The 22,186-nt window shown below is 50.1% G+C and carries 22 protein-coding genes; 15 read left to right on the top strand and 7 right to left on the bottom strand.

The genetic code is table 11. The annotated features are described in order from the left end of the window. Positions 1-30: 30 nt before the first annotated feature. The 4 genes from xdhC to guaD are packed head-to-tail and all read right to left on the bottom strand — an operon-like array spanning position 31 to position 5,897. Positions 31-801, bottom strand: a complete 771-nt coding sequence (xdhC, locus tag LVQ79_RS01015) for a xanthine dehydrogenase accessory protein XdhC (RefSeq protein WP_232863576.1) — start codon at positions 799-801, stop codon at positions 31-33. Next, positions 798-3,143: a xanthine dehydrogenase molybdopterin binding subunit gene (gene xdhB / locus LVQ79_RS01010; RefSeq protein WP_232863575.1), complete on the bottom strand. Its 2,346-nt coding sequence runs from the start codon at positions 3,141-3,143 to the stop codon at positions 798-800. The genes xdhC and xdhB overlap by 4 nt, the downstream gene beginning before the upstream one ends. Beyond that, positions 3,133-4,569 (bottom strand): xanthine dehydrogenase small subunit, encoded by a 1,437-nt coding sequence (xdhA, locus tag LVQ79_RS01005; protein WP_232863574.1) that lies wholly within the window; start codon positions 4,567-4,569, stop codon positions 3,133-3,135. The genes xdhB and xdhA overlap by 11 nt, the downstream gene beginning before the upstream one ends. Beyond that, positions 4,566-5,897: a guanine deaminase gene (gene guaD / locus LVQ79_RS01000; protein ID WP_232863573.1), complete on the bottom strand. Its 1,332-nt coding sequence runs from the start codon at positions 5,895-5,897 to the stop codon at positions 4,566-4,568. The genes xdhA and guaD overlap by 4 nt, the downstream gene beginning before the upstream one ends. Positions 5,898-6,253: 356 nt before the next feature. Between guaD and ydfG the strand changes: the two genes are divergently transcribed. Both ydfG and LVQ79_RS00990 read left to right on the top strand, forming a co-directional pair. After that, positions 6,254-7,003, top strand: a complete 750-nt coding sequence (gene ydfG, locus LVQ79_RS00995) for a bifunctional NADP-dependent 3-hydroxy acid dehydrogenase/3-hydroxypropionate dehydrogenase YdfG (RefSeq protein ID WP_232863572.1) — start codon at positions 6,254-6,256, stop codon at positions 7,001-7,003. A gap of 95 nt (positions 7,004-7,098) precedes the next feature. After that, on the top strand, positions 7,099-7,785 hold the full coding sequence (locus LVQ79_RS00990; RefSeq protein ID WP_064511730.1) for a GntR family transcriptional regulator: 687 nt from the start codon (positions 7,099-7,101) through the stop codon (positions 7,783-7,785). Positions 7,786-7,823: 38 nt separating this feature from the next. Here the strand turns inward: LVQ79_RS00990 and LVQ79_RS00985 are convergent, their stop codons facing one another. Both LVQ79_RS00985 and LVQ79_RS00980 read right to left on the bottom strand, forming a co-directional pair. Then, entirely contained in the window at positions 7,824-9,275 is a 1,452-nt protein-coding gene (locus LVQ79_RS00985) for a mannitol dehydrogenase family protein (RefSeq protein WP_232863571.1), read from the bottom strand. 226 nt (positions 9,276-9,501) lie between these two features. After that, positions 9,502-9,828, bottom strand: coding sequence for a YnfA family protein (locus LVQ79_RS00980; protein WP_232863570.1), 327 nt, complete (start codon positions 9,826-9,828; stop codon positions 9,502-9,504). 110 nt (positions 9,829-9,938) lie between these two features. On the opposite strand from LVQ79_RS00980, the gene LVQ79_RS00975 reads away from it, so the two are divergent. Both LVQ79_RS00975 and speG read left to right on the top strand, forming a co-directional pair. Beyond that, positions 9,939-10,289, top strand: a complete 351-nt coding sequence (locus LVQ79_RS00975; protein ID WP_134182297.1) for a DUF1283 family protein — start codon at positions 9,939-9,941, stop codon at positions 10,287-10,289. A gap of 63 nt (positions 10,290-10,352) precedes the next feature. Next, entirely contained in the window at positions 10,353-10,910 is a 558-nt protein-coding gene (speG, locus tag LVQ79_RS00970; protein ID WP_232863569.1) for a spermidine N1-acetyltransferase, read from the top strand. Between the two features lie 47 nt (positions 10,911-10,957). Here the strand turns inward: speG and LVQ79_RS00965 are convergent, their stop codons facing one another. After that, entirely contained in the window at positions 10,958-11,998 is a 1,041-nt protein-coding gene (locus LVQ79_RS00965) for an oxidoreductase (RefSeq protein ID WP_232863568.1), read from the bottom strand. Between the two features lie 280 nt (positions 11,999-12,278). Here LVQ79_RS00965 and ydgT point away from each other — a divergent pair, with 280 nt between their 5' ends. The 11 genes from ydgT (at position 12,279) to gstA (ending at position 22,182) form a co-directional block, all read left to right on the top strand. Continuing rightward, entirely contained in the window at positions 12,279-12,494 is a 216-nt protein-coding gene (gene ydgT, locus LVQ79_RS00960; protein ID WP_134182293.1) for a transcription modulator YdgT, read from the top strand. A 92-nt stretch (positions 12,495-12,586) separates the two neighbouring features. Next, positions 12,587-13,039: a DUF2569 domain-containing protein gene (locus LVQ79_RS00955; protein ID WP_151995878.1), complete on the top strand. Its 453-nt coding sequence runs from the start codon at positions 12,587-12,589 to the stop codon at positions 13,037-13,039. Between the two features lie 90 nt (positions 13,040-13,129). After that, positions 13,130-13,711: an electron transport complex subunit RsxA gene (gene rsxA, locus LVQ79_RS00950; protein ID WP_034455395.1), complete on the top strand. Its 582-nt coding sequence runs from the start codon at positions 13,130-13,132 to the stop codon at positions 13,709-13,711. Then, positions 13,711-14,289, top strand: a complete 579-nt coding sequence (gene rsxB, locus LVQ79_RS00945; protein WP_232863567.1) for an electron transport complex subunit RsxB — start codon at positions 13,711-13,713, stop codon at positions 14,287-14,289. Before rsxA ends, rsxB begins: the two co-directional genes overlap by 1 nt. Next, positions 14,282-16,339, top strand: coding sequence for an electron transport complex subunit RsxC (gene rsxC / locus LVQ79_RS00940; RefSeq protein ID WP_232863566.1), 2,058 nt, complete (start codon positions 14,282-14,284; stop codon positions 16,337-16,339). The genes rsxB and rsxC overlap by 8 nt, the downstream gene beginning before the upstream one ends. Then, positions 16,340-17,389 carry an electron transport complex subunit RsxD gene (gene rsxD, locus LVQ79_RS00935; RefSeq protein WP_151995875.1) on the top strand — a complete coding sequence of 350 codons (1,050 nt, stop codon included), beginning with the start codon at positions 16,340-16,342 and terminating at the stop codon, positions 17,387-17,389. It abuts the gene before it with no gap. A 9-nt stretch (positions 17,390-17,398) separates the two neighbouring features. Continuing rightward, positions 17,399-18,025 carry an electron transport complex subunit RsxG gene (gene rsxG / locus LVQ79_RS00930; RefSeq protein WP_232863565.1) on the top strand — a complete coding sequence of 209 codons (627 nt, stop codon included), beginning with the start codon at positions 17,399-17,401 and terminating at the stop codon, positions 18,023-18,025. Continuing rightward, positions 18,022-18,711, top strand: a complete 690-nt coding sequence (locus LVQ79_RS00925; RefSeq protein ID WP_232863564.1) for an electron transport complex subunit E — start codon at positions 18,022-18,024, stop codon at positions 18,709-18,711. Before rsxG ends, LVQ79_RS00925 begins: the two co-directional genes overlap by 4 nt. Further along, complete coding sequence (gene nth / locus LVQ79_RS00920; protein ID WP_232863563.1) at positions 18,708-19,343, top strand: endonuclease III; 636 nt, start codon at positions 18,708-18,710, stop codon at positions 19,341-19,343. Before LVQ79_RS00925 ends, nth begins: the two co-directional genes overlap by 4 nt. A 616-nt stretch (positions 19,344-19,959) precedes the next feature. Then, positions 19,960-21,468 (top strand): dipeptide/tripeptide permease DtpA, encoded by a 1,509-nt coding sequence (gene dtpA, locus LVQ79_RS00915; RefSeq protein ID WP_232863562.1) that lies wholly within the window; start codon positions 19,960-19,962, stop codon positions 21,466-21,468. Positions 21,469-21,579: 111 nt separating this feature from the next. Beyond that, positions 21,580-22,182, top strand: a complete 603-nt coding sequence (gene gstA, locus LVQ79_RS00910; RefSeq protein WP_232863561.1) for a glutathione transferase GstA — start codon at positions 21,580-21,582, stop codon at positions 22,180-22,182. Positions 22,183-22,186: the final 4 nt, after the last annotated feature.

Raw genomic sequence — 22,186 nt, 5'->3', positions numbered from 1 at the left:
TTCCTGCTGACCGCAAAACTAATTTATAGCTCAACTCGCTACCTGATACACAGCAATAATCTCGGCGGCAATGGCCACGGCGATTTCTGCCGGGAGTTTCCCTTTCACATCCGGCAACCCCACCGGGCAACGCAAGGTGCTCAGTTGTTGCTCAGTAATCCCTTTCCCCGAAAGCCGATATTCAAAGCGTTGCCGTTTGGTTTGCGAACCAATCAAGCCCAGATAGCGGTAATCACCACGTTTAAGTATCGCTTCGGTCAGTTCAAGATCGCGCGGATGGTGGTGGGTCATCACAATAAAATAGCTTTGCGCGGCCGCCGATTTCACCGCATCCAATGGGTCTTCAGCCTGCCAGGTTGTTACCCCTTTTGGAGCCGCTGAAAACATATCAGGTCGTTCATCTACCCAGGTGATGTGACAGGGTAACGTTGATAATAATGCCACCAGCGCTTGCCCTACATGACCTGCGCCGAAAACCATGATTTGTGGCTGCGACTGAATTAGCGGTTCAAATAAAACGGTGGTCATGCCGCCACAACACTGCCCTAGCCGCGCTCCAAGATTAAAATACTCGGTATGTGGTGCCGTAGCCTGCTTTTCCAGCATCTCGCGTGCCAGCGCAATGCACTGGAATTCAAGATGCCCGCCACCGATAGTCAGGAAGCTCTGATTTCGCCCGACAATCATCTTCGTGCCGCAATTTCTCGGCACTGAGCCTTTGTCAGCCAGCAGCGTGAGTAATACGCACGGTTCGCGGCGCTCGCGAAGCTGCATCAGAATGCTGATCCATTCATCATTCATGGCACCTCCTGACAGCCCCAGAAAACACATTCTGGTGTTGCGGGTGCATCTAACAGCGGGTGTTTCTGATAATCCGTGACGCTTGCCACAGCATCTTGCAAAGCACACCACACTGAAATTCCTAACATAAATGGCGGTTCACCCACTGCTTTGGAGCGATAAACCGTGTGCTGCGGGTTGGCATGATTCTCAAGCAACTGGACTCTGAAGTCGGCTGGTGCATCGCTGATAGCCGGGATTTTGTAACTCATCGGGCTGTCAGTCAGCAGTCGCCCTTTTTCATCCCATACCAACTCTTCACAAGTCAGCCAGCCTGCGCCCTGCACAAACCCGCCTTCGATTTGGCCAATATCCAGCGCCGGGTTCAGAGAGTTGCCAACATCATGCAGAATATCGGTACGTAGCAGGCGATACTCTCCAGTTAGTGTGTCAATAACCACTTCAGAACACGCCGCACCATATGAGAAGTAATAGAACGGTTGCCCACGCCCGGCGGCGCGATCGTAGTGGATACCCGGCACTTTGTAGAAGCCCGTTGCTGAAAGTGGTACCTGGTTTAGCCACGCAAGATTCGCGATTTCAGTAAAGGTGAAATGGTGGCCTGGCACTTTCACCACGCCATTACGGAATTCCACCTGTTCAGTGGTGCATTTGTGCAAGCGGGATAGCATTTCCACCAGCCGTTCTTTAATTGTCAGCGCCGCAATTTCAGCTGCTTTGCCATTGAGATCAGCACCAGACGACGCCGCCGTTGGCGAGGTATTCGGCACTTTCCCCGTATTGGTTGCCGTAACCTGAATCTGTTCCACAGGAATTTGCAGCACTTCGGCAACCACCTGCGCCACCTTAGTATTCAAACCCTGTCCCATCTCCGTGCCACCGTGGTTAAGCTGCACAGTGCCATCGGTATAAATCAGCAACAGTGCTCCGGCCTGGTTGAGAAAACTGGAGGTGAAAGAGATGCCAAATTTGACCGGCGTAAGAGCCAGCCCGCGTTTTAACACTGGACTACTGCGATTGTATTCGCTGATTTGTTCGCGCCTGGAGTGGTAATCGGCACTTGCTTCAAGCTGGCGGGTGATTTCCGGCATGATGTTGTGTTCAACAGTCTGATGATAGTGCGTGACGTTACGCTCAGTATCGCCGTAGTAATTACGTTTACGCACTTCCAGCGGGTCGAGGCCGAGTTCACGGGCAATGTGATCCATAATCTGCTCAATGGCGACCATGCCCTGTGGTCCGCCAAACCCGCGATATGCCGTATTGGAAGCCAGATTCGTACGACAGCGGTAGCCCGTTATTCTCGCATCACCCAGATAGTAGGCATTATCGGCATGGAACATGGCGCGATCGCAGATCGATCCTGAAAGATCCAACGAGTAACCGCAATTAGCCGCCAGATCGATGACTACCCCATTGAGCATTCCTTCATCCGTAAAACCAACATCGTAGCGGACAAAAAATGGATGCCGTTTACCGGTGATACGCATATCGTCACGACGCGAAAGACGCATTTTGGCTGGTCGGCCAGTTAATGCCGCAGCCAGCGCCGCGTGGCAGGCAATGCCCGCAGCCTGTGTCTCTTTGCCACCAAAACCACCGCCCATACGGCGCATATCTACAGTAACTCTATTCATTGTTACACCGAGCACTGATGCCACGAGTTTTTGTACTTCAGTGGGGTGCTGAGTCGACGACCAGACAGTAACGCAACCATCCTCCCCCGGTTTCACCACGGCAATTTGCCCTTCGAGATAAAAGTGTTCCTGCCCGCCGATATGAAATTGCCCCTGAATACGATGCATAGCAGAAGCCAACGCTCGGTCTGCATCACCACGCTGATGAACGTGCGGTTCTTGCACATATTGCTCGCGGCGCAAGGCTTCTTCGACATCCAGCACCGGCTCAAGAAGTTCATATTCAATGACCGCTTTGAGTGCTGCCTCACGTGCAGCTTCGGGCGTTTCCGCAGCTACAGTCAGTACAACCTGGCCATGGTATTCAACCAAATCTCGGGCAAATAGTGGGTCGCCAGGTGCCAGTGGGCCAATATCCAACTCACCGGGAACATCCTGCCAGCTAAAGACTCGCACCACGCCAGCAATGGAGTAACACTCGGCAGTGTCGATTCTGGTAATTCGCGCATGAGCATGTTGGCTAAGAACCGGGCACAGATACAACATACCCGGCAATGTTAGCTTATCGTCAATGTACTCAGCTTTGCCGCTCGCATGCTTATCGGCACTTTCATGTTTGCGACTTTTGCCCGCACCACCGTTCATCTCGCGGGAAAATTGCTCGATTAATGCCTGCTCTGAAAGGCGTGCCGGGTTAATTGACATAGTTTTGTACCTCCAGCACATAACCGGGTTCGGTTTGTTGCAACAGCAAACGCCTCAGCAGATTTTGCGCAACAGTCAAACGGTAGCGCCCAGAACCCCGGAAATCAGTTAACGGCTGGAAGTCTGCGGCCAGTGCATGACATGCAAGGTCTAATGTTTGTTGGGTGAATGGTTGGCCTGACAGTTTTTGCTCAGCACTTTTAGCCCGCGCCGGGACAGCAGCCATGCCGCCAAATGCCAGTTTCGCACTTGTCACAACGCCATCATTAAAATGCAGGTTAAAAGCGCCAAATACCGTCGAAATATCATCATCCATACGCTTTGATATTTTCCACGCGGCAAATGTCGGGGAGATAGCAGTACGGTCAATCAGCACCGCACTGATAAATTCACCTGGTTGCAAAGCGGTTTTACGATAGCTCAGGAAGAACTCATCAAGCGGCAGTATGCGCACGGTTTCGCCGCAACGTAGCTCGAGTTCGGCACCCAGAGCCAGTAACATCGGTGCACCATCGCCGATGGGCGAGGCATTCGCCAAATTCCCTGCCAGTGTGCCGTGGTTGCGAATTTGTGCGGAAGCAAAACGATCCAGCACCTGTGCAAACGCCGGAATCAAAGGTTGTAAGGCGTCCTGACAAGCCTGCAACGTTGCCATCGCACCAATACGAATCTGGCTCTCCGCCACCGTAATCGTCTTAAGTTCGTCAATCTGGTTAAGCCCGATAATCAATGGCAGTGTCTGATACTGCTGGGTAATCGCCAGCGCCAGATCGGTGCCCCCAGCCAGTAATCGTGCCTGAGGATTTTGCTGATAAAGTCCTGCCAACTGGGAAACTGTTTTAGGTAACAGGCAACGGTTGGATTTTGTAAGTTCTCCCACGCCCGTTGGTTGCAGCGCTTTTAATCGCGAAACAGTTTGAGGCTCAGTCTGCGTGAACTGATCTTGCGTGGTTGCGCAGCTTTGCTCCATGGCGTCAATAATTGGGCGATAGCCAGTACAGCGGCAAAGATTCCCCGCAAGACTCTTTTCGATCTCATGGCGCTGTACGGCTGTGTGCGATTTTTGCAGCGCAAATCCCGACATAACAAAACCTGGAGTACAAAAACCGCACTGTGATGCATGGCAATCGGCCATCGCTTGCTGCACCGGGTGCAATTCATTGCCTTGCGATAAATCTTCCACCGTCAGCAATTGTTTGCCAGCAAGCTGGCTGATGAGCGTGATACAACCATTTGCCGTCTGGTAACGCATGTTCTCACCGTCTACTTGACCGAGAACGACCGTACAAGCGCCGCAATCACCAGATGCACATCCTTCTTTGCTGCCGCAGCGCTGTTCACTGCCGCGCAGCCAGTTCAGTACCGTGGTATTCGGGTCCACATCATCGAGGGTTTTTAACGTTTGATTTAGCAAAAATTGAATCATGCTGCGACCTCCAGCGTATCTCGCTGCCACACGCATTTGCCGTTGACCCAGGTGTGCCAGATGTTGCGATCGTCACCAAGCGTCATCAGCACGAACAGTTTTTCGTAAATGTCGCGGCTATTGGCGTGGCGCATCTTCTGTAGCGGAGATACAGCCAGGTCGAGAACCACGAAGTCGGCCTCTTTGCCGGGTAAGAAATTGCCAATTTTGTCATCGAGATCCAACGCGTGAGCTCCGCCAAGGGTTGCGTGATAAAACGCTTCGCTGGCACACAAACGGTAGCCTTGAAGTTGCGCGACTTTGTACGCCTCAGCCAGTGTTTGCAGCATATTAAAAGTGGTGCCTGCGCCAACATCAGTACCAATACCCATGCGGATCCCTCGGTCATGGCACTGCTTTAAGTTAAACAAGCCACTCCCGAGAAACAGGTTAGAGGTTGGACAGAAGGCGATTGCCGATTCGGTTCGATGCAGACAATCCCACTCGCACTCTTGCAAGTGGATGGCATGCGCAAAAACGCTACGTTTGCCAGTCAATTGGTACTGGTGATAGACGCCCAAATAGCTTTCGGATTCCGGCCACAGACTTTTTACCCAGGCGACTTCATCGCTGTTCTCACTAAGATGAGTGTGCAGCCAGGTATCGGGAAATTCTTCACGTAACGTTTGCACCGCTGCGAGTAATTCAGGTGAGGAGGTTGGCGCAAAACGAGGCGTCAGGGCATAGTTCAGCCGCCCTTTTTTGTGCCAGCGTTGAATAAGCTCACGGGTTTGCAGGTAGCTTTGCTCGGGTGTTTCCGTGAGATAGTCTGGCGCGTTACGATCCATCATCACTTTACCGGCAATAAGCCGCATCGAGAGATGTTCCGCCGCGCTAAAAAGCGCATCGACCGATTGCGGATGCACGGTGCCAAATACCAGAGCCGTGGTTGTACCATTACTGAGTAACTGGCTAAGAAAGAAGGCTGACATTTTTGCCGCGTGCGAACTATCCTGATATTGGCTTTCAACCGGGAAGGTATAAGTCTGCAGCCATTCCAATAGTTGTTCACCATAGGCACCTATCATTTCTGTTTGCGGATAATGCAGATGGGTATCAACGAAGCCCGGAATAATCAGCTTACCGCGATAATCAATGTAATCATTTTCAGCACGCAGATGGCTGCGCCCTTCTTCCCACGGTAACAACGCGACGACAGTGCCATCATTAAGGAACAGCACAGCATCTTCGTGATGACGAGCATTAGCCAGTAATTCGTCGGGATTCGTCCCGGTTTGAGTAATATCGAAAAACTGACCGCGTAGCGCTTGCGTGTAATTAACTGTCATCGCCGTACCTGTAATTGGTTTGTGAAGAATGAGTTAATAGTTGCAATGTTGATGCCATGTTGGAATTTAGATTTAATCATTTTGATAACAGTAGCTTAGATTACACACCCTCTTGTTGCGCAACATTTACGCAACTTTTTAGCATGCAAACGATTGCTCAACCATGCAAACGGTTGCCTTTTGGTATCATGAGCTGGATTGTTAAAAATTGAGGAATTGCCCGCACCAACAAGTTGCACAGACATGGTCTTGTTGCACCAGTAATGCACAGGTGCTGCCATACTAAAGTTCAATTATCACTAACTGCCTTAGCGTGCTAAGGTATTGCGACATAAAAAGCGTTGAGGAACAGTGAGATGATTATTCTGGTAACCGGCGCCACTGCCGGGTTTGGTGAGAGTATTACCCGTCGTTTCGTGCAACAGGGCCATAAAGTGATTGCCACTGGTCGCCGTCATGAACGTCTACAAGAGCTTAAAGAAGAACTGGGCGATAGCATCATTACGCTGCAACTTGATGTTCGTAATCGCGCGGCTATCGAACAAGCGATGGAGCAGTTGCCTGCCGAATGGCGCAATATCGATGTTCTGGTCAACAATGCAGGTCTGGCGCTGGGCATGGAGCCTGCACACAAAGCCGACCCGGATGACTGGGAAACGATGATCGATACCAATAATAAAGGTTTGGTCTATATGACTCGCGCCGTGCTGCCTGGCATGGTTGAGCGTAATCGTGGTCATATCATCAATATCGGCTCTACCGCAGGTAGCTGGCCATATGCCGGTGGCAACGTCTATGGCGCGACTAAAGCGTTCGTACGCCAGTTCAGCCTGAATCTGCGTGCAGATCTGCATAAAACTGCCATCCGCGTGACGGATATTGAACCGGGTCTGGTGGGTGGTACTGAGTTTTCTAACGTGCGGTTCAAAGGTGATGACGGCAAGGTTGAAAAAACCTACGAAAATGCCAACGCACTGACCGCAGAAGATGTCACTGAAGCTGTCTGGTGGGTTGCCACTCTACCAAAGCACGTCAACATCAACACGCTTGAGATGATGCCTGTTAGCCAGTCGTTTGCAGGACTTAGTGTTCACCGCGAAGGTTAATCACCCAGCCCATACCCACAACGCGCTTCTGGGTATGGGCGATCGTACAAATAAATGTTAAATTTGCACGGCTCATCAACGATAAGAAAAAATTCATGTCACCGTCAAACTTGCTCAACCCCACACAACCTGTAAACCAACAAATCTACCGCATTTTGCGTCGTGATATTGTTCGTTGCTTAATACCGCCTGGAACGCCCCTTTCTGAAAAAGAAGTGTCAATACGTTTTGAAGTATCGCGCCAACCGGTGCGCGAAGCCTTTATTAAACTGGCAGAAACAGGGCTGGTACAAATTCGCCCGCAGCGTGGCACTTATGTTAATAAAATTTCTGTAAACCAGGTAAAGAATGGTTGTTTCGTCCGTGAAGCAATTGAACGTGCCGTGGTGAAACGTGCAGCGAGTATGGCCACAGATGAACATCTGTATATGCTTGAGCAGTTATTGAACCAGCAACGAACCGCCATTGATCGCAATCAGATGGATGATTTTTTCCAGTTGGACGATGAGTTCCATCAGCAGTTAGCTCTGGTCGCCGATTGCAGCCTGGCGTGGGACACCGTCGAAAATATCAAAGCGACCATGGACCGTGTGCGTTATATGAGCCTTGATCACGTCACACCACCGGAAATGTTGCTTTCACAGCATCACGATATTTTTGAGGCGCTTAAACGCAAAGATGAAGAGAGTGTGGATCAGGCGATGCATCGCCATCTGCATGAGATAAGCCAGTCAATATTGTTGATTCGCAAAGAAAAGCGCGACTGGTTTAGTGAAGAGTAATATCTCGCCCGTTGCCGGGCGAGTTTAGAGCTTTATATTTAGAACTTAGCAACCGTCGCTTTCGCGCCGTTTTCACGCAGTGCCAGATAAGTTTCAGTAACCTGGGCTACGAATTTCTCGTTAGCAGGTAAATCTTCACCAAAGATTGTTTTTAGCCCCAGCAGAGCTTTAACACGGGTTTCCCCTTCCTGGCTCGCGCTAACCGCTTGCTCGATTGTAGAAAGCAGCGGGTCACTGACTTCGATTGTATTGCCCTGCTCGTCAACACCGCCAACGTAACGCATCCAACCTGCAACACCCAGTGCCAGCAGATCAAATTTGCTGCCGTTCGCCAAATGCCAGCGAATGGAGTCTAACCAGCGCTGTGGCAGTTTCTGGCTACCATCCATGGCGATTTGCCAGGTACGGTGGCGCAGTGCCGGGTTGGTATAACGTGCAATCAATGAATCGGCATATTTCGCCAGATCAACACCCTGCACTTTCAGAGTTGGCGCTTGTTCTTGCAGCATTAATGCGTGCGCAGTACGACGATAGTTCTCATCCAGCATGCATTCAGAAATGTGCTGATAACCCGCCAGGTAGCCGAGATATGCCAGGAATGAGTGGCTGCCGTTCAACATGCGCAGTTTCATTTCTTCGTATGGCAGAACATCTTTAACCAGTTCAGCACCGGCTTTTTCCCACTCAGGACGACCCGCGACGAAGTTATCTTCAATGACCCACTGGCGGAATGGTTCGCATGCGATAGCCACAGGGTCAGCTACACCCGTCGCTTTTGCTACTTGCTCCAGTGTTTCTGCAGTAGCAGCCGGAACGATACGGTCAACCATGGTGGATGGGAATGTTACGTGAGTTTCAATCCACGCCGCCAGCTCTGGGTTAATTGCCTGAGCGTATGCGGTGATAACGTTACGGGTTACGTGGCCGTTTTCTGGCATGTTATCGCACGACATCACGCTAAACGCAGGCAGACCTGCCGCTTTACGACGAGCCAGCGCTTCAACAATTACACCCGGCGCAGATTTCGGCTGCTGCGGATTGGCCAGGTCGTGTGCAATTAATGGATGATCCAGCAAGATAGTGCCGGTTGCCGGAGTATGGCAGTAGCCTTTTTCAGTCACGGTTAATGAGACAATCGCAACTTCAGGTTGAGTCATTGCGGTAAATACCGCTTCCAGGCCATCAACCTGAGCGTGAATGGCATCTTTCACCACACCTACAACGCGGCAATGCCATGCGTCGGCTGACATTTCAGCCACGCTATAAAGGTTGTCTTGCTGTTTCAAATCAGCAATTTGCTGTTCGCCACCAATCAGGTTGACTTCGCAGTAACCCCAATCGCTACCATGTTCATTTGCCAGGATATCGGCGTAAACCGCCTGATGAGCGCGATGGAATGCACCGAATCCAAGATGAACGATACGGGATACCAGTTTGCTACGGTCGTATTGTGGGAGAATAGCTTTTGCAGATAAGAGCTTGTTTTCCATTTTAAAACTCGCTGAGTAGTGAACTTGGGGACTGCCACAGACTACCTGACATGGTAGTCTGCATATTGATTTGCATTAAACTTTAGTGCTTTTGGTATGACACGAAAATTAAAGTTGTATAACAGCTCTTGTTTTATGTGTTCATACCGGCAGTCCCTTTACTACCCGCTGCGCTTTTGATGTTTCCGCAGCCTCTTCTATAAATGTGTTTAGAAGAGAGGACTAGTCAGCCCCGGCTCCAGCCAGCAACAATGATCAACATGCCGCAGAATGCGACTGTGGCACCTATCCAGTCATAAGTGCTTAATTTGACGCCATCCACCCAACGTAACCACAGCAAAGCGGTCACAACGTACACCCCGCCGTATGCGGCATAAACGCGCCCACTGGCAGCTGGGTGTAGGGTTAACAACCAGACAAATACCGCAAGGGAGAAGGCGGCGGGGATCAGCAATAGTGGGGAACCTTCGCGCTTTAACCACAGCCACGGTAAAAAGCAGCCGATGATTTCAGCAAGAGCAGTGGCAAAAAAAAGCACGGTTGTTTTGATCATATTGAACAATCTCTGGGATAATGAGGTCAATAATGGGTCGTCTGGTACGTACCCCACTCCATAATTTATTTACTTTAATAAGTCGGGCTTCACCCTAAAAGGAAACAGCAATGAACACAATCCTTCGCAAACGTCTCACCATGGCAACACTGCCGTTGGCGTTGCTGCTGAGTGCATTTGCGTTTGTTCAACCACTCCATGCTCAGACCAATAAGCTGATCATTGAATCTGGTGACAATGCGCAGACTCGCCAGGATGCGGCGATGGACAAAGAGCAATGGAATGACACACGCTCTCTGCGCCAAAAAGTGAACAAACGCGCCGAAAAAGAGTGGGACAAAACCGACACGGCTTTTGATGCCCGCGATAATTGCCAGAAAAGTGCTAACGTTAACGCTTACTGGGAACCTAACACCCTACGTTGCCTGGACCGCCGAACTGGTCGAACTGTCGCACCGTAATTTTGTCCTGTTACCCAATAAGGCTTCTTAACAGGAGCCTTATTCACTTTGAAAGGAATTCAAATGAGCCACGATCTACAAATCAAGCTTCGCCCACTTGAGCGCGAAGATCTCCGCTTCGTCCATCAACTGGACAACAACGCAAGCGTGATGCGCTACTGGTTTGAAGAGCCTTATGAAGCGTTTGTCGAGCTGTCGGACCTTTATGACAAACATATTCACGATCAAAGTGAGCGTCGTTTTGTTATCGAGTGTAACGGCGAAAAAGCAGGCCTGGTTGAACTGGTAGAAATTAACCACGTTCACCGCCGCGCTGAATTCCAGATAATTATTTCTCCTGACTATCAGGGCAAAGGCCTGGCATCGCGCGCCGCAAAACTTGCAATGGATTATGGGTTTATGGTGTTAAACCTGTACAAGCTCTATTTGATTGTCGATAAAGAAAATGAAAAAGCCGTGCATATATATAAGAAGCTGGGCTTTATGGTGGAAGGTGAATTAATCCATGAATTCTTTATCAATGGCGAATACCGCAACACAATTCGTATGTGTATTTTCCAGCATCAATATCTGGCGGAACACAAAAGTAGTGGCACGATTTTAAAACCGACTGCGCAGTAATCAATGTGGTGGATGTCGCTTACGCTAATCCACCCTACAAATCCCTGTTACGCCAGATTCAACGTAGCGCGGTGTTTCGCAGATTCCATACCCAGCTCGATCATTTCCATGACTTGAATCGCCTGTGCCGCAGGTACCGGGTTCTCTCCGTGTCCGGTCAATGCATCACGAATCCCGGCATAATAAGCCGGATAATTACCCGGGACCGTCAGCAAGGTTTGCTCGGTCATAACCTCACCCTGCGCTAACGTTAATACGCCATCACGCATATCGTAGCCCCAATCCTCTTGCGGCAAACGTTCGCCAGATTTGAGGCGATCTTCCTGCGGATCCAAACCATATTTGATATAGCTGCCGCGCGTACCATGCACGATATAGCGAGCGGTTTCTGCCGCAGCAAGCAACGTGCCATGCAGCACGACACGACGCTGTGGATAGGCCAGCACAGCATGGAAGTAGTCTGTCGCTTGTGCGCCTGGACGCAACTGACCTAAATCCACCGTCAGACTAACCGGTAGCCCGAAAAGATTCAGCGCCTGGTCGATAAGATGTGGCCCTAAATCGTACCAAATCCCGCTCCCCACACCGGCCTGCTCACGCCAGCGGTTGCGCACCTGTGGGCGGTAGCGGTCAAAATGCGACTCAAAGTACGCGACCTCACCTAGCGTCCCATCTGCCAGTAACGTTTTCAGCGTTAAGAAATCGCTGTCCCAGCGGCGATTATGGAACACTGAAAGCAGTAAACCGCAGCTTTTAGCCAGCGCATCAAGCTCACGAGCTTGTGACAACGTCACGGTAAAGGGTTTATCGACAACGACATGCTTACCGGCTTCCAGCGCTGCTTTAGCCAGTGGGAAGTGCGTATCGTTTGGGGTCGGAATAACAATTAAATCGATATTTGGGTCATTGAACAGATGATGAGGATCAGAGACTACCGGCATATTTGGCCAGTCAGCATGAACTTTCGTGGCATCGCTGCTGGAAACACCGGCCAGAACCATACCCGGCGTGCCCACAATTAAGGGGGCATGAAACGTCTTGCTGGCATAACCGTAACCGATTAATCCGACACGAATGTTATCACTCATTTTCTTTCCTCAAATTTTTGGACAACCTATTGGATACTATCCTGGGGATTGTAACAACAGGTAATTATATTGTTGCGTTCTGGTTGCGCATTCATCAGACAACCGTCTTGTAGCCAGCGCTCTTGGGCATCAGTTATGTCACTTACCTGCTCATGAAAACTCCTAAAAAATCAATCATGAGCATTAGGTTATATATATGAATAAGCATTTCCGTTTATTATTCATGCACACCCTACGCACAGCGTGCCCTGGTCATTTACTGCATGGATAACTACACCTCATGACTGCTCTCGATTATTTAATGAAGTTTCGTAAAATCAGCTCGCCTGAAAGCCTTGAAAAACTCTTCGACCATCTTAATTACACTCTGACTGATGATACTGACCTGATGAATATGTATCGCGCGGCCGATCACCGTCGTGCTGAATTAGTTTCTGGTGGGCGGCTGTTTGATTTAGGTTGTGTCCCAAAATCCGTCTGGCGATATGTTGTCTAGTGCCGCGACGGTAGCAAAGTGTTGAAAAAACCTTATAATCCCCCCGCCTTATGAATCGCATAAGGAAAGTCTTATTATTTTCGGGAGGAAACATGGCGACTACCCAAGTCCCTACGCAGGCACCACGTATTGCAGGCTGGCTCCTGGCCCCTCTCGCATGGCTATTAATGACCTTACTCAGCAGCAGTATTGCTCTGGCCATTTATCTTATGATGCTTATCTCCCCAGAAAGCCATCGACTTATGAGCGCACAAGGCCCCAAAATGGTCGTGCTCTGGTACACCTCTATCGCCTGTGCGATTGCCATGTGGGGTTATACCGTGTGGTTGACTATTGCCTTCTTCAAACGCCGTAAGAATGTGGTACGTCATTATATTCTTTGGTTATTGCTGTCTGTGTTGTTGGCGATTAAAACCTTCGCGTTTTCCCCAGTGAGTGACGATCTGGCATTACGTCAGCTGATGTTCCCTCTGTTGGCTGCAGCCTTGCTGGTTCCTTACCTCAAGCGCTCGAAACGCGTGAAGCAAACATTTATTAAGCCTTAACTACGCTGTAATAACCCTATAAACGCCCAGTTGTCGTCATCTTGCGGTTAGACGATAATAGGCGGCTTTTTTTTGTTTCAGGTCTCATTCATGACAGATTATCTGCTGCTCTTTGTTGGTACGGTTCTGGTCAATAACTTCGTATTAGTGAAGTTTCTTGGCCTGTGTCCGTTTATGGGCGTTTCCAAAAAACTGGAGACGGCTATTGGCATGGGGCTGGCGACCACTTTTGTACTGACTCTGGCGTCAATTTGCGCATGGCTGGTCAATGAGTTGATCCTTATTCCTCTTGATTTGGTCTATCTGCGCACCCTGGCGTTTATTCTGGTGATTGCAGTAGTCGTGCAATTTACCGAAATGGTGGTGCGTAAAACCAGCCCGGCGCTCTATCGCCTGTTGGGTATCTTTTTACCGCTAATCACCACTAACTGCGCGGTACTTGGTGTTGCGTTGCTAAATATCAATCTAGGTCATAACTTCCTGCAATCGGCACTCTACGGCTTTTCAGCAGCGGTAGGCTTCTCACTGGTAATGGTGCTGTTTGCTGCTATTCGCGAACGCCTTGCGGTAGCCGATGTTCCTGCACCTTTTCGTGGTAATGCCATCGCGCTTATCACCGCAGGCTTAATGTCTCTGGCGTTTATGGGCTTTAGCGGATTGGTGAAGTTCTGATGAGTACGATTTGGATTGCTGTGGTTGCTCTGGGCCTGTTAGGCCTGATATTCGGGCTTATCCTGGGTTATGCCTCACGCCGCTTTCAGGTTCAGGAAGACCCTATCGTTGATAAAATCGATGAATTGCTGCCACAAAGCCAGTGCGGGCAATGCGGCTACCCGGGTTGCCGTCCTTATGCGGAAGCTGTCGGCAATCAAGGATCGAGAATCAATCTGTGCGCCCCCGGTGGCGAAGCCGTGATGCTAAAGATCGCCACGTTGCTTAATGTCGACCCGCAGCCGATTGAAGGCGATGCAGTAGCCCAGGAGCCTGTGCGCATGTTGGCGGTTATCGACGAACCCAACTGTATTGGCTGCACAAAATGTATTCAGGCCTGCCCGGTAGATGCCATTGTTGGCGCGACCCGCGCAATGCATACCGTTATTAGTGACCTTTGCACCGGATGCAATTTATGTGTCGACCCATGTCCTACGCGCTGTATTGAGCTGCGACCGGTCGAAACCACCACAGAAAGCTGGAAGTGGGATCTGCAAACAATCCCGGTTCGTATCATTCCGGTGGAGCAACATGCTTAAGTTATTTACCCGTTTTAAAAAAGATAAAATCTGGGATTTCGATGGTGGCATTCACCCACCAGAAATGAAAACTCAGTCCAACGGCACGCCACTGCGCCAGGTTCCGTTACCGCAAAAACTGGTTATTCCTTTGAAGCAGCATATTGGTGCTGAAGGCGAACTGTGCGTAAAACCTGGCGATTATGTGTTACGAGGGCAACCTTTGACTCGTGGGCGTGGCCGTATGTTACCTGTTCACGCACCGACATCCGGATCCGTAACTGCCATTACCCCCCACTCCACTGCCCATCCTTCTGCGCTGGCGGAACTAAGCGTTATTATTGAAGCCGATGGTGAAGATAAGTGGATTGAGCGTGATGGCTGGCAAGACTACACCTCCCGCAGTCGCGATGAGTTGATTACCCGCATTCACCAGTTTGGTGTTGCAGGCTTAGGTGGCGCAGGTTTCCCGACCGGCAACAAATTACAAGGCGGTGGCGATAAAATCGACACGCTGATTATCAATGCTGCCGAGTGCGAACCGTACATCACTGCCGATGACCGCCTGATGCAGGATTGCGCTGCGCAAATCATCGATGGTGTGCGAATTCTTGCGCATATTCTGCAACCCCAGCGCGTATTAATCGGTATTGAAGATAATAAACCGCAGGCGATTTCTATGCTGCGTGCAGTGCTTTGCAATACACAGGGTATTGAACTGCGGGTGATCCCAACCAAATACCCGTCCGGTGGTGCCAAGCAGCTGACGCAAATTCTGACGGGTAAGCAGGTTCCACAAGGCGGCCGTTCTTCCGATATCGGTGTACTGATGCAAAACGTCGGTACTGCGTTTGCGGTAAAGCGCGCCATTATAGACGGCGAGCCATTAACCGAGCGCGTGGTGACGTTAACTGGCGGCGCAGTTCAACAGCCAGGCAATGTATGGGCACGACTGGGGACCCCTGTTCGTCATCTGCTCGACTTTGCCGGATTCCGTCCGGGGCACGATCAGCAAGTGATTATGGGTGGCCCACTAATGGGCTTTAGCCTGCCGTGGCTCGATGTGCCGGTCGTCAAAATCACCAACTGTTTGCTGGCACCGAACGCCAATGAAATGGGTGAACTACAGGAAGAACAGGGTTGCATTCGTTGTAGCGCCTGTGCTGACTCCTGTCCGGCAGATTTGTTACCGCAACAACTTTACTGGTTCAGCCGGGGGCAGCAGCACGATAAAGCCCAGGCCCATAATCTTAAAGACTGCATTGAATGCGGCGCTTGTGCCTACGTCTGCCCCAGCAATATTCCGCTAGTGCAGTATTTCCGCCAGGAAAAATCGGAGATCCGCGAAATTGAGCTGGAAGCCAAACGTACAGCTGAAGCAAAAGTTCGCTTTGAAGCTCGTCAGGCTCGGCTTGAGCGCGAAAAGGCTGCTCGTCTTGAACGCCATAAGCAGGCTGCTGTTCAACCGACAGCGAAAGATAATGATGCTATTCAGGCGGCCCTTGCCCGAGTGAAAAATAAAAAAGCTCAGGGTAGTGAGCCAATTGTTATTAAGCCGGGTAGCTTGCCTGATAACCAGCAAGTGATTGCGGCGCGTGAAGCGCGCAAAGCGCAAGCTCGGGCTCGTCAGGCTGAAAAAGAAGCGCAAGACAGCGCGAGCTCGGACCCTCGCAAAGCGGCGGTTGAAGCAGCGATTGCCCGTGCCAAAGCCCGCAAAGCAGTGCAAGCTCAAGTATCGGCTTCAGATGCTGAAGCGGCTGAAGTCGAAACCATCGACCCACGCAAAGCGGCAGTTGAAGCCGCTATTGCCCGTGCCAAAGCCCGTAAAGCAGTGCAAGCTCAAGTATCGGCTGCAGATGCTGAAGCGGCTGAGGTCGAAATCATCGACCCACGCAAAGCGGCGGTTGAAGCAGCTATTGCCCGAGCCAAAGCCCGTAAAGCGGCCCAGGCTGAACAACAATCTGTAGAAACACCTGCCGAAGAACAAGATCCGCGCAAAGCCGCAGTGGCCGCCGCGATTGCCCGTGTTCAGGCACGTAAAGCTGTGCTTCAAATGGCATCAGAGGAATAGATGGTTTTCAAGATAGCAAGCTCCCCTTATACCCATAACCAGCGCAGCACCTCACAGATTATGCTGCTGGTGACCTGGGCCACGTTGCCTGGCATGGCAATGCTTTGGTATTGGTTCGGCTGGGGTAGCCTGGTGCAAATAGCATTAGGCATTCTGACCGCAGTTGCTGCAGAACTGTTGGTACTTAAACTTCGCAAACAACCACTGAGAATCCTCGGTGACAATTCTGCCGCATTAACCGGTCTGCTATTAGGGATGAGCATTCCACCTTTTGCTCCGTGGTGGATGGTGGTACTTGGAACCGTTTTTGCGGTTATTATCGCAAAACAATTGTATGGCGGACTTGGTCACAACCCATTTAACCCGGCAATGGTCGGGTATGTCGTACTGCTGATTGCCTTCCCGGTGCAAATGACATCCTGGTTACCGCCACACACACTGGCCGCTACGGTTCCCGGCTTTGCTGATTCCCTGCACGTTATTTTCTCCGGCTCCACTCTGGCTGGTGACACTATGACACAATTGCGCATGGGTATTGATGGGATAAGTCAGGCAACACCACTGGATACCTTTAAAACAGGCTTACGCGCCGGGCATTCCGCCAACGATCTGTTACAAGAGCCAATTTATAACGGTGTCCTGGCTGGTATCGGCTGGCAATGGGTTAACCTCGCTTTCCTGGCGGGCGGCCTGTTTATGCTCCTCAAAGGTGCCATTCGTTGGCATATTCCGGTTAGTTTCCTGCTCACACTTGCCGTGTGTTCCACGCTCGGCTGGATGTTTGCTCCGGAAAAATGTGCATCTCCGCTGATTCACCTGTTCTCAGGTGCCACTATGCTCGGCGCATTTTTCATTCTCACCGACCCGGTAACGGCCTCGACCACCAATCGTGGGCGCCTGATTTTCGGTGCATTGGCCGGATTACTGGTCTGGCTGATTCGTACATTTGGTGGTTATCCGGATGGTATTGCTTTCGCCGTTTTGCTGGCAAACATCACTGTTCCGTTGATCGATTATTACACCCGCCCACGTGCTTACGGGCATCGCTAAGGAGCCGTCATGCTAAAAACGATGCAAAAACATGGCGTTACTTTGGCTCTGTTTGCGATATTGGCAACCGGACTAACTGCGGTCGTCAATGCCTTAACGAAAGACACTATCGAACAGCAAGCTGTTGCACAGCAGAAGCTATTGTTTGATCAGGTGATTTCGACCGATATCTATGACAACAATATTCAGGCCAGTTGTGTCGTCGTCAATGATTCACCGTTAGGTAAAGGCGAACGCCATATTTATGTGGCGCGTAAAAGTGAACAACCGGTTGCGGTTGTCATGGAAACCACCGCCCCTGATGGCTATTCTGGCGCCATTCAATTGCTGGTCGCGGCTGATTTTAACGGCAAAGTGTTGGGTTCACGTGTCACTGAACATCATGAAACACCCGGCCTTGGCGATAAAATCGAAACACGTCTGAGTGATTGGATCACGCATTTTGCCGGTAAGACAATTCAAGGCAATGATGATTCAAGCTGGGCGGTAAAAAAGGATGGCGGTCAGTTTGATCAGTTTACCGGCGCGACCATTACCCCTCGCGCAGTTGTCAATGCGGTAAAACGAGCGGGATTATTCGCCAAAACACTGCCATCGCAAGTTGATAATCTTCCAGCCTGTGGAGCTCAACCATGAGCGAAGTAAAAGATATTGTCGTTCAGGGATTATGGAAAAATAACTCGGCTCTGGTGCAGTTATTAGGCCTTTGCCCACTGTTGGCGGTCACCTCTACTGCCACCAACGCCCTTGGACTGGGACTTGCGACTACGCTGGTGTTGGTATTGACCAACAGTGCCGTATCCGCCCTACGTCGTTGGGTCCCGACAGAAATTCGTATTCCAATTTATGTCATGATCATCGCCTCGGTAGTCAGTACCGTTCAGATGCTGATCAATGCCTACGCTTACGGTCTGTATCAATCGTTGGGGATTTTCATTCCATTGATTGTTACCAACTGCATCGTTATTGGACGAGCCGAGGCGTTTGCTGCAAAAAGTAGTGTGCCGCTCGCCGCTTTGGATGGTTTAGCTATAGGCATGGGTGCCACCAGCGCAATGTTTGTTTTAGGCTCGTTGCGTGAAATCATTGGCAATGGGACCTTGTTCGACGGTGCCGATGCGCTGCTGGGTAGTTGGGCAAAAGTCCTGCGCATTGAGGTTTTCCACACTGATACCCCTTTCCTGCTGGCAATGTTGCCACCTGGCGCATTTATCGGCCTGGGTTTAATGCTGGCAGTTAAGTATCTTATTGATGAAAAAATGAAAACGCGCCGCGCAGCGAAAGCTGCTGCAATGGAAGGTAATCCAGAGAAAGCGTTATGAATAAGAGCAAACGGTTAGAGATCCTCACGCGCCTGCGTGACAACAATCCTCACCCTACCACTGAGTTACAATTCAATTCTCCATTCGAATTGCTGATAGCTGTGTTGCTTTCAGCTCAGGCGACGGATGTCAGCGTCAATAAGGCAACAGCGAAGCTCTACCCTGTAGCTAATACACCGCAGGCCATGTTGGATCTGGGTGTTGACGGTATTAAGTCATACATCAGAACCATCGGCCTCTTTAACAGCAAGGCTGAAAACGTCATCAAGACATGCCGGATGTTGATTGATCTGCATAACGGTGAGGTACCCGAAGACAGGGCGGCACTCGAAGCCCTACCGGGCGTTGGTCGCAAAACCGCGAACGTGGTACTTAATACTGCCTTTGGATGGCCAACTATCGCCGTAGATACTCATATCTTCCGTGTATGTAACCGCACCAACTTTGCGCCTGGGAAGAACGTTGAGCAGGTCGAGGAAAAACTACTGAAAGTCGTTCCGGCAGAATTTAAAGTCGATTGCCATCACTGGCTCATTTTGCACGGCCGTTATACCTGTATAGCTCGCAAGCCGCGCTGTGGTTCGTGCATCATTGAAGATCTGTGTGAATTCAAAGAGAAAGTCGATATCTAATCCCCCTCCCACCTGCTGCGTAAGTGGCAGGTTAGGTTCATGTTCATTCCCACATCGCTGTCTGCCGTATCTAATCTATTGTTTTATTCTACGAATCATTACCGTTTCGGTTTAATCATGTGGTGAATAATCACCCCAACAGGTTAATCGTTTTTTTACGATAAGAATTTTCCATAACTATGTGACACAGATCACACTGATAACACAGTGTTAAATTTAGGTCATCAAAATGAAACAAATAACCTCGCATTCATCAGTGATTAGCTAACTTAAGCAGTACAATAGGCTGCACAAATCTTTACACCCCGCCCATATCACTACACATTAAGCCATAAAGCAGAATATATAACTAAAATGAATTTTTTTTAGCATTACCAAAGAGAATAAATCGGTAAAGCCCATTTTGATAAAATTTAACGCTGAATAACAATTTGCTTTTTGGAGCTTTATTCCGTGAGAGATATATGTAACAGAGTATTACAAAGCCCTTGCCTGAAGCCGCAGGATAGTGAACATTACCCGCCGTTTCCCCTTTCTTATAACTAAAAAAGCGAATGCCGCTGGCGTGACGCTTAGAAAACTCCTGTTAAATTGGGATGTAAAAAAAGAGGTATATGTGTCGACTGCAAACAAGAAACCAGCAGAAAGCATTAGTCTGAATGCTTTCAAACAACCTAAATCGTTCTATCTGATTTTCTCTATCGAATTGTGGGAGCGTTTTGGCTACTACGGTCTGCAAGGTATTATGGCCGTTTACCTGGTCAAAATGCTGGGTATGTCCGAAGCTGACTCCATCACCCTGTTCTCTTCCTTTAGCGCACTGGTCTACGGAATGGTCGCTATCGGTGGTTGGTTAGGCGATAAAGTCCTCGGCACCAAGCGCGTCATTGTGCTCGGTACTATCGTACTGGCTATCGGTTACGCGCTGGTAGCTTACTCCGGTCACGATGTGGCTGTGGTGTACATGGGTATGGCGACTATCGCTGTGGGTAACGGTCTGTTTAAGGCTAACCCGTCCTCCCTGCTTTCTACTTGCTATGAAAAAGATGATCCGCGTTTGGACGGTGCATTTACTATGTACTACATGTCCATCAACATCGGTTCATTCTTCTCTATGCTTGCCACTCCATGGCTTGCAGCAAAGTATGGCTGGAGCGTTGCGTTCTCCCTGAGCTTCGTGGGTATGCTGATCACTCTCGTGAACTTCATGTTCTGTAAGAAGTGGGTCAAAAACCACGGTTCTAAACCTGACTTCCAGCCGGTGCATTTCGGCAAACTGGCGACCACTATTGTTGGTGTGCTGGTGCTGGTGACTGCGGCAACCTGGCTGCTGCACAACCAGGGCATCGCACGTATGGTTCTGGGCGTAGTCGCTCTGGGCATCGTGATTATCTTTGCTAAAGAAGCTTTCGCAATGCAGGGTGCTGCTCGTCGTAAGATGATTGTTGCATTCATTCTGATGGTTGAAGCGATTGTGTTCTTCGTGCTGTATAGCCAGATGCCAACCTCTCTGAACTTCTTTGCGATTCGTAACGTTGAACACTCCATTCTGGGTGTGATGTTCGAACCTGAGCAGTTCCAGGCACTGAACCCATTCTGGATCATGATTGGTAGCCCGATTCTGGCTGCTATCTACAACAAAATGGGCGACCGCATGCCGATGCCGCACAAATTTGCGTTCGGTATGATCCTGTGTTCTCTGGCCTTCCTGGTGCTGCCACTGGGTGCGAAGTTCGCATCTGATGCAGGTATCGTGTCTGTAAGCTGGTTGATTCTGAGCTATGCGCTGCAGAGTATCGGTGAGCTGATGATTTCTGGTCTGGGTCTGGCGATGGTTGCACAACTGGTTCCACAGCGCCTGATGGGCTTCATCATGGGTAGCTGGTTCCTGACTACCGCGGGTGCTGCAATCATTGCTGGTAAAGTTGCGAACCTGATGGCTGTTCCAGAAAACGTAACCGACCCACTGCAATCACTGGCTGTATATGGTCACGTGTTCATGCAGATTGGTATTGCTACCGCTGTTATCGCGGTTCTGATGATGCTCACTGCGCCTAAGCTGAACCGTATGGCACAGCAGGTTGACGAAAAAGCTGAGACCTCTAAGGAAACAGCTACCGCGTAATGTAGCGGGGAACATGTTATTTTCAGCCGTTAGCTTTTATCGCTAACGGCTTTTTTTTTGCCCATATGCGCACTAACATAGGGTATCTTAGCGCCCCATAGGAGTTCAGTAATGAAACTGTATTATAAAGCTGGTGCCTGTTCCCTCTCCCCACACATTATCCTGCGCGAAACCGGTGTTGATTTCTCCCTGGTGAAAGTCGATTTAGCGGCGAAGAAAACCGAAGACGGCGGTGATTATCTTGAGGTCAATTCCAAAGGCCAGGTTCCAGCACTGCTGATGGATGACGGATCGCTGCTCACCGAAGGCGTAGCGATTGTGCAGTATCTGGCAGATAAAGTGCCTGACCGCCAGTTACTAGCCCCTTCAGGTAGCATGACGCGCTACCACACGCTGGAATGGTTGAACTACATCGCGACAGAACTGCATAAAGGTTTCTCCCCGTTGTTCAACCCTGCAACGCCAGATGATTTTAAAACCCTCACTCGCGCAGCACTTGAGAAGAAATTCAAGTACGTCAATGAAGAGCTGAATGACAAACAGTGGCTGATGGGTCTGCGTTTTAGCGTGGCGGATGCGTATCTGTTCACCGTGCTGCGCTGGGCGCAGGCGCTGAAACTCAATCTGGAAGGGCTAAGCAATATTGATGCGTTTATGGAGCGAATGAAAGCGCGTCCGGCAGTTGCGGCGGCTTTAACAGCTGAAGGGATTTAACGCG

Origin of the sequence: Buttiauxella cochleicola, from assembly GCF_021282405.1 — a bacterium.
In the GTDB taxonomy this organism is placed as follows: Bacteria; Pseudomonadota; Gammaproteobacteria; order Enterobacterales; family Enterobacteriaceae; genus Buttiauxella; species Buttiauxella massiliensis.
Note: the sequence above shows the minus strand (reverse complement) of the source record. Positions and strands in the feature narration are given on the sequence as shown.